This is a genomic window from Streptomyces saintjeani (assembly GCF_055409605.1).
In genome coordinates this window covers 4,343,695-4,349,386 of record NZ_CP189624.1, presented here as the reverse complement: position 1 = coordinate 4,349,386, position 5,692 = coordinate 4,343,695, and the positions used below count along the sequence as shown (strand labels likewise).

The window sequence follows — 5,692 nt, the reverse complement described above, 5'->3', positions numbered from 1 at the left end:
GTCAGGCCCCCTGCTTCTGCGCCACGAACCGGTCGAGGGCCTCCAGCGTGGCCGGTACGTCCAGGAGGAATTCCTCGGTCTTGATGTCCAGCGAGAACTCCTCCTCAAGGAACGACATGAGCTGGATGTATCCGTAGGAGTCGATGACGCCGTCCTTGAAGAGGTCGCTCTGCGGCGTCACTTCGGCACCGAACTCGATCAGGAACTGCTCTTCGATGAACCGGACGATCTTTTCCGTTCTGGTCATTGCTCATTCCTTGGCAGCACGAAGGGGCGGTCGAATTGCGGGGGAGGGGCCCGGGGCCACGGGGAGGGGGCCTTGGGAGGGAGCGCGCACCGCGCTCCGTATACGGCTGCGAAGAATTCGCCGAGCCGTCGATGACCCAGTAGAGCCGGACGGACACGGCCGGTGAAACGTCCGCCGGGGCGAATTTCCCGGCCGGCTCCGGTCCGGCGGTCCGGGTCGCGCCGGGCGTGCTGCCGGGGGTGCGGACGCGGGCCCGGATTCCGTACCCCGGGTGCGGAGACGAGGGACGCAAGCGAAGCGAAAGGAGCCGATAAGGGGGGCGCCAGCAGACGGCGGAAGAAACCGCAAAGGGCGCGGGCCACCATGTCGCTCACCGGAACACGAACAGCGGCGCCCCCCGCGCCGACACAGCTCGTACGACAGAGAGCGAGCCGACCAGAACGGCAGGCCCACCGTGCGCGGACCGACCCCCGGGAACCACCACCCCCCACTCCCTCACCCGCCCCCGGCCGGCCCCCGGCCCGCGTCCGACCCGCTCACCGACCTCCTCCTCACCCGGTCCGCGGCGGTGCTGGGTGTCCCCGCCGACCGGATCGACCCCGCGGCACCGCTCCCGCACCCCGACCGCCACCCCCTCCTGGCCCTGCGCCTCGCCGCCGCGCTCCGCACCGAACTGGGCCACGACGTCCCCGCCACCGACCTCCTGGACCTCACCTCCATCGAGGCCCTGCGCCGGCACCTGAACGCCCGTACGACCTGGCCCCTCGCGCAGGGCCAGCTGACCATGTACCGGGACCAGCGGCGTTCGCCGGACTCCCGGGCCTACCACCTGCCGCTGCTGTTCGAGATCCACGGCCCGCTGGACGAGGGGGCGCTGGAGCGGGCGGTCAGGGCGCAGACCGAGATCCACCCGGTGCTGAGCGCGCGGTTCGGGGAACGGGCCGGTGTCCCGTACATGAGCGTCGCCCCGACGCGGACCCCGTCGTTCGAGAAGCACCACCTGACGGCGGAGTCCCGGGCGGAGCAGCTGGCGAGGCTGCGCGCCCTGGTGGACGCCCCCTTCGACCTGGCGTCCGGCCCGCTGCTGCGCGCACACCTCCTCACGCTCCCCGACGGCCGCCGCCTGCTCCTGCTCACCGCCCACCACATCCTGCTGGACGGCACGTCGACCGCGATCCTGATCCGCACGCTGAAGGAGGCGTACCGGGGCGGACGGCCCCGCACGGACACCACGTACGGCGACTTCGTCGCGTGGGAGAACGCGTTCCTGGCGAGCCCGCGAGCACAGCGCCACCGGGCCCACTGGCAGAGCGAGCTGGCGGACCGGCACCCCCCGCTCCCGCTCCCGTACGACCACCCCTACGACCCGGCCCGCCTCCCGGACGTGGCGGTGCTGACCACCACCCTCTCCCCGGCGCTGACCGCCGCCCTCACCCGGACGGCACGACACCACCGGGTCAGCACCGCCACCGCGTTCTTCGCGACGTACGTCCGCCTGCTGCACCGCCTGACCGGCAGGCCCGGCCCGACCCTGGGCCTGACGGCCGCCGCCCGCTACGAGCCCCGCTTCCGGCAGGTCGTGGGCCAGTTCGCGAACTGCCTCCCCGTCCGCTGCACGGACACCGGGGACTTTCCGGCCCTGCTGAGATCCGCACAGCTCAAGGTGGCCGCCGCGATAGAGCACGGCGCCATCCCGTTACGGGACATCGCGCATTCCCTGGGAACCCCCGAAAACCCCCTGGTGATCACGAACTTCCTCTTCCAGAACTTCGAGGGCGCCGACCTCCTCACCGGAAACACCGCGACCGCCCCCGGCGATCTGGACCTTCGCCCTTTCGACGACCTCCCGTACGCCGGTGAATACACCTTGGCGATGGAGTTCTACCGGTCGGGCGACACGTACAAGGTCTTCCTCAAGTACGACACGAACGTTTTCCGAAAAGCCACCGCCCAGGAATTCCTGGCCCGGTGGCACTCCCTGACAGAAGAAGCGACGACCGAAAAGGCGGCACCATGACCCAGTCGAGGATCGAGACGATCAACACGTTCCTGCGCGTCCTGGAGAAGTACGACTTCGCCGGCGCCCGGGCGATGTGCACCGAGAAGGCCGTCGTGTGGCAGAACGACAGCACGGTGGAGCAGCCGATCGACGAGCGGATGGAACAGTTCGGCGCCTTCGTGACGAACCTGACGTCCCTGCGGTACGACGTCCAGCGCCAGTTCGAGCACGAGGACGAGGTCCTGCAGCAGCACGTGCTCCACCTGGACCTGAACGACGGCACCCACCAGGCGATCCACGCCCTGCTGTACTTCCGCTTCGAGGGCGGCCTCATCGACCGCATCGAGGAGTACAACTACTCGATGCCGACGGACTGAACCGTGCGGATCGGCATCATCGGCGCGGGCAGCATCGGCGGCAACCTGACCCGGCGCCTCACCGCCCTGGGCCACCAGGTCTCGGTGGCCAACTCCCGCGGCCCGCACACCCTGACGGAGCTGGCGAAGGAGACCGGCGCGACTCCCGTGGACGTGTCCGAGGCGGCACGCGGCGCCGAGGTCGTCGTGGTGGCCGTCCCCCTGAAGGCGCTGCCCCGGCTGCCCCGGGATCTCCTGAGGGACGCGGCGCCGGACGCGGCCGTCGTCGACACCGGCAACTACTACCCGGAGCGCGACGGCACGATCACGGCCGTGGAGAACGGCCTCCCGGAGAGCAGATGGGCGGAGCGGCAGCTCGGCCGGCCCGTGGTCAAGGCGTTCAACGGAACGTACGCCCAGGACCTCCTGGACCGGCCCGCCCCGCCCGGCACCCCCGGCCGCCAGGCCCTCCCGGTCGCCGGCGACGACCCCCGGGCGAAAGAGACCGTCCGCGCCCTGATCGACGCCCTCGGCTTCGACGCCGTGGACGCCGGCGGCCTCGACGAGTCCTGGCGCCAGCAGCCGGGCACCCCCGTCTACGGCCTGCGCACGGACGCGGCGGGCGTCACGAAGGCCCTGGCCCAGGCGGCCCGGCCCCCCGCCTGACCACCCCGCCCGCACCACCACCACCCCACCACCCAAGCCGCTCCGAAGAGAGGAAGCTCCCATGGCCGGTCTCGACGACCCCTTCACCGTGGGCACCCTCACGCTCCCCAACCGGATCGTGATGGCTCCCATGACCAGGACCGCGTCCCCGGGCGGCGTCCCCGGCCCGGACGCCGCCGAGTACTACGCCCGCCGGGCCGCGCACCAGGTCGGCCTGATCATCACCGAGGGCACGTACATCGACCGCCCGGCGGCGGGCGCCTACGACAACGTCCCCCACTTCCACGGCGAACAGGCCCTGGCGGGCTGGGAGCACGTCGTGCGCAGGGTCCACGAGGCCGGCGGCCGGATCATCCCTCAGCTGTGGCACACCGGCGCGGCCCGCCTCATGGACGGCCCGCCCGCCGACGTCCCCTCGGGCATCGGCCTGGACGGCGCCCCGCTGGGCCGCCCGATGACCCAGCGGGACATCGACGACGCGATCGCCGCGTACGCGAAGGCCGCGGCGACCGCCGAACGCCTCGGCTTCGACGGCGTCGAGGTGCACGGCGCGCACGGCTACCTGATCGACAACTTCCTGTGGAGCGTCACCAACCGCCGCACCGACCGCTACGGCGGCGACCCGGCCTCCCGCGCCCGGTTCGGCGCCGAGGTCGTCCAGGCGGTCCGCGCGGCCGTCAGCCCCGGGTTCCCGGTGTTCTTCCGGCTCTCGCAGTGGAAGGTGGGCCACTACGAGGCCCGCACCGCCGAGAGCCCCGAGGAGCTGGCGGGGCTGGTGACGCCGCTGGCCGAGGCCGGGGTCGACGTGTTCCACGGCTCGACGCGCCGCTACTGGCTGCGCGAGTTCGAGGGCAGCTCCCTGAACCTGTCGGGCTGGCTGCGCAAGCTCACCGGCAGGCCCTCCGTGACGGTCGGTTCGGTCGGCATGGAACAGCAGTACGGCGAGGGCGACTTCATGTCCGGCTTCACCGGCCCCTCCGGAGTGACCGGCATCGAGGAACTGACGGCCCGCCTGGAGCGCGACGAGTTCGACCTCGTCGCCGTCGGCCGCTCCCTGCTGGCCAACCCCGACTGGGCGGCGCTGGCCCTGCGCGGCGAGCTGTCCCGAGCCCTCCCCTACGACCCGTCGGTCCTGCGGACCCTGACCTGACGGCCGGCTTTCCCGAAAGGAAACGGTTATGGAGACGCCACAGGCGTCCACTCGCCCCAGCCGGCTGCCGTCACTGACCGGCACCCGGGCCGTCGCGGCCCTGGCCGTGCTGATCACCCATGTGACGGGGCTCTACCCCGGCCTGTGGCCCGTGTTCACGACCATCGGACCGGTCGGGGTGTCGTTCTTCTTCGCCCTCAGCGGCTTCGTCCTCACCTGGGTCGCGAACCCCGACGACACCACGCGGAGCTTCTGGCGCCGGCGTCTGGTGAAGGTGTTCCCGAACCACTGGGTGACGTTCGCGGTCACCCTCGCGCTGATGACCACCGCGGGCGTCACGCTCAAGGCCATCAACACGGTCCCGGTGTTCTTCCTGGTCGAGCCGTGGGTCCCGCACTTCGACACCCTCGGCGGGCTCAACGGCATCAACGTGCCGGTCTGGTCCCTCTGCTGCGAAGTGGTCTTCTACCTCGCGTTCCCGTTCCTGATCCGCCTCATCCGGCGGATCCGCCCGGAGCGGCTGTGGCTGTGGGTGGGGGCCGTCGCGACGGGCACCGTCCTCGTCCCGTTCGTCGCCCTGCTGCTGCCGAGGAACCCCGCCACCTCCTGGGACCCGACGATCCCCGAGTGGCACAGCTGGTTCGTCTACAGCTTCCCCTTCACCAGGATGCTGGAGTTCGTCCTCGGCATCCTGCTGGCGCGGGTCATGATGAGCGGGAGGTGGATCCGCCTCGGCATGGCGCCGGCGTTCCTCCTGCTGGCCGCCTGCACGGTGACCCAGGCGTACCTCCCCGGCATCTTCCGCATCTCCGCCGGCATGACCGCCTTCCCGGTCGCCCTGGCGATCGCCGCCTGTGCCGCCGCCGACGTCCGCGGCGTACGGACCCCCTTCAGCGGGCGGGTCATGGTGTGGCTGGGCGAGATCTCGTTCGCCTTCTACATGGTGCACTGGCTCGTCATCCAGTACGGCCCGCTCGACGCCATCGACGGGGTCGACACCGGCTCCGCCACGGACACGGCCCTGAACATCGCGCTGACCGTCGTCCTCAGCTTCGCCTTCGCGGTGGCCCTCTACACGACCGTCGAACGCCCCGCGGTCCAGCGCTTCAGCAGGAAGAGGACCCGCCCGGCGAAGCCGCCGGCCGAGATCCGCGAACCCGCGGCCGTCCCGTAGGACCCGAGGCCGTCCGGCGGGCCGGGCCACGCTCCCCCACCCGCGCCCCGAGCCCACCGGACAGCCCTCGGCCTCCCCTCCCACGTCCTCCCGGAGCTCC

Annotated in this window: 6 protein-coding genes; 5 read left to right on the top strand and 1 reads right to left on the bottom strand. The window is 71.5% G+C overall.

The features are described from left to right. Position 1 precedes the first annotated feature (1 nt). Entirely contained in the window at positions 2-247 is a 246-nt protein-coding gene (locus ACQCO7_RS19665) for an acyl carrier protein (protein WP_464073096.1), read from the bottom strand. A gap of 454 nt (positions 248-701) precedes the next feature. Between ACQCO7_RS19665 and ACQCO7_RS19660 the strand changes: the two genes are divergently transcribed. The 5 genes from ACQCO7_RS19660 (at position 702) to ACQCO7_RS19640 (ending at position 5,592) form a co-directional block, all read left to right on the top strand. Then, positions 702-2,264: a condensation domain-containing protein gene (locus ACQCO7_RS19660; RefSeq protein WP_464073095.1), complete on the top strand. Its 1,563-nt coding sequence runs from the start codon at positions 702-704 to the stop codon at positions 2,262-2,264. After that, entirely contained in the window at positions 2,261-2,623 is a 363-nt protein-coding gene (locus ACQCO7_RS19655; RefSeq protein WP_464073094.1) for a nuclear transport factor 2 family protein, read from the top strand. The genes ACQCO7_RS19660 and ACQCO7_RS19655 overlap by 4 nt, the downstream gene beginning before the upstream one ends. 3 nt (positions 2,624-2,626) lie before the next feature. Next, a complete protein-coding gene (locus ACQCO7_RS19650; protein ID WP_464073093.1) occupies positions 2,627-3,268 on the top strand; it encodes an NADPH-dependent F420 reductase in 642 nt (213 codons plus the stop codon). Between the two features lie 61 nt (positions 3,269-3,329). Beyond that, the gene (locus ACQCO7_RS19645) at positions 3,330-4,418 is read left to right on the top strand and encodes an oxidoreductase (RefSeq protein WP_464073092.1); all 1,089 of its coding nucleotides are present in this window, start codon (positions 3,330-3,332) and stop codon (positions 4,416-4,418) included. A 28-nt stretch (positions 4,419-4,446) separates the two neighbouring features. Beyond that, complete coding sequence (locus tag ACQCO7_RS19640) at positions 4,447-5,592, top strand: acyltransferase family protein (protein ID WP_464073091.1); 1,146 nt, start codon at positions 4,447-4,449, stop codon at positions 5,590-5,592. Positions 5,593-5,692 lie beyond the last annotated feature (100 nt).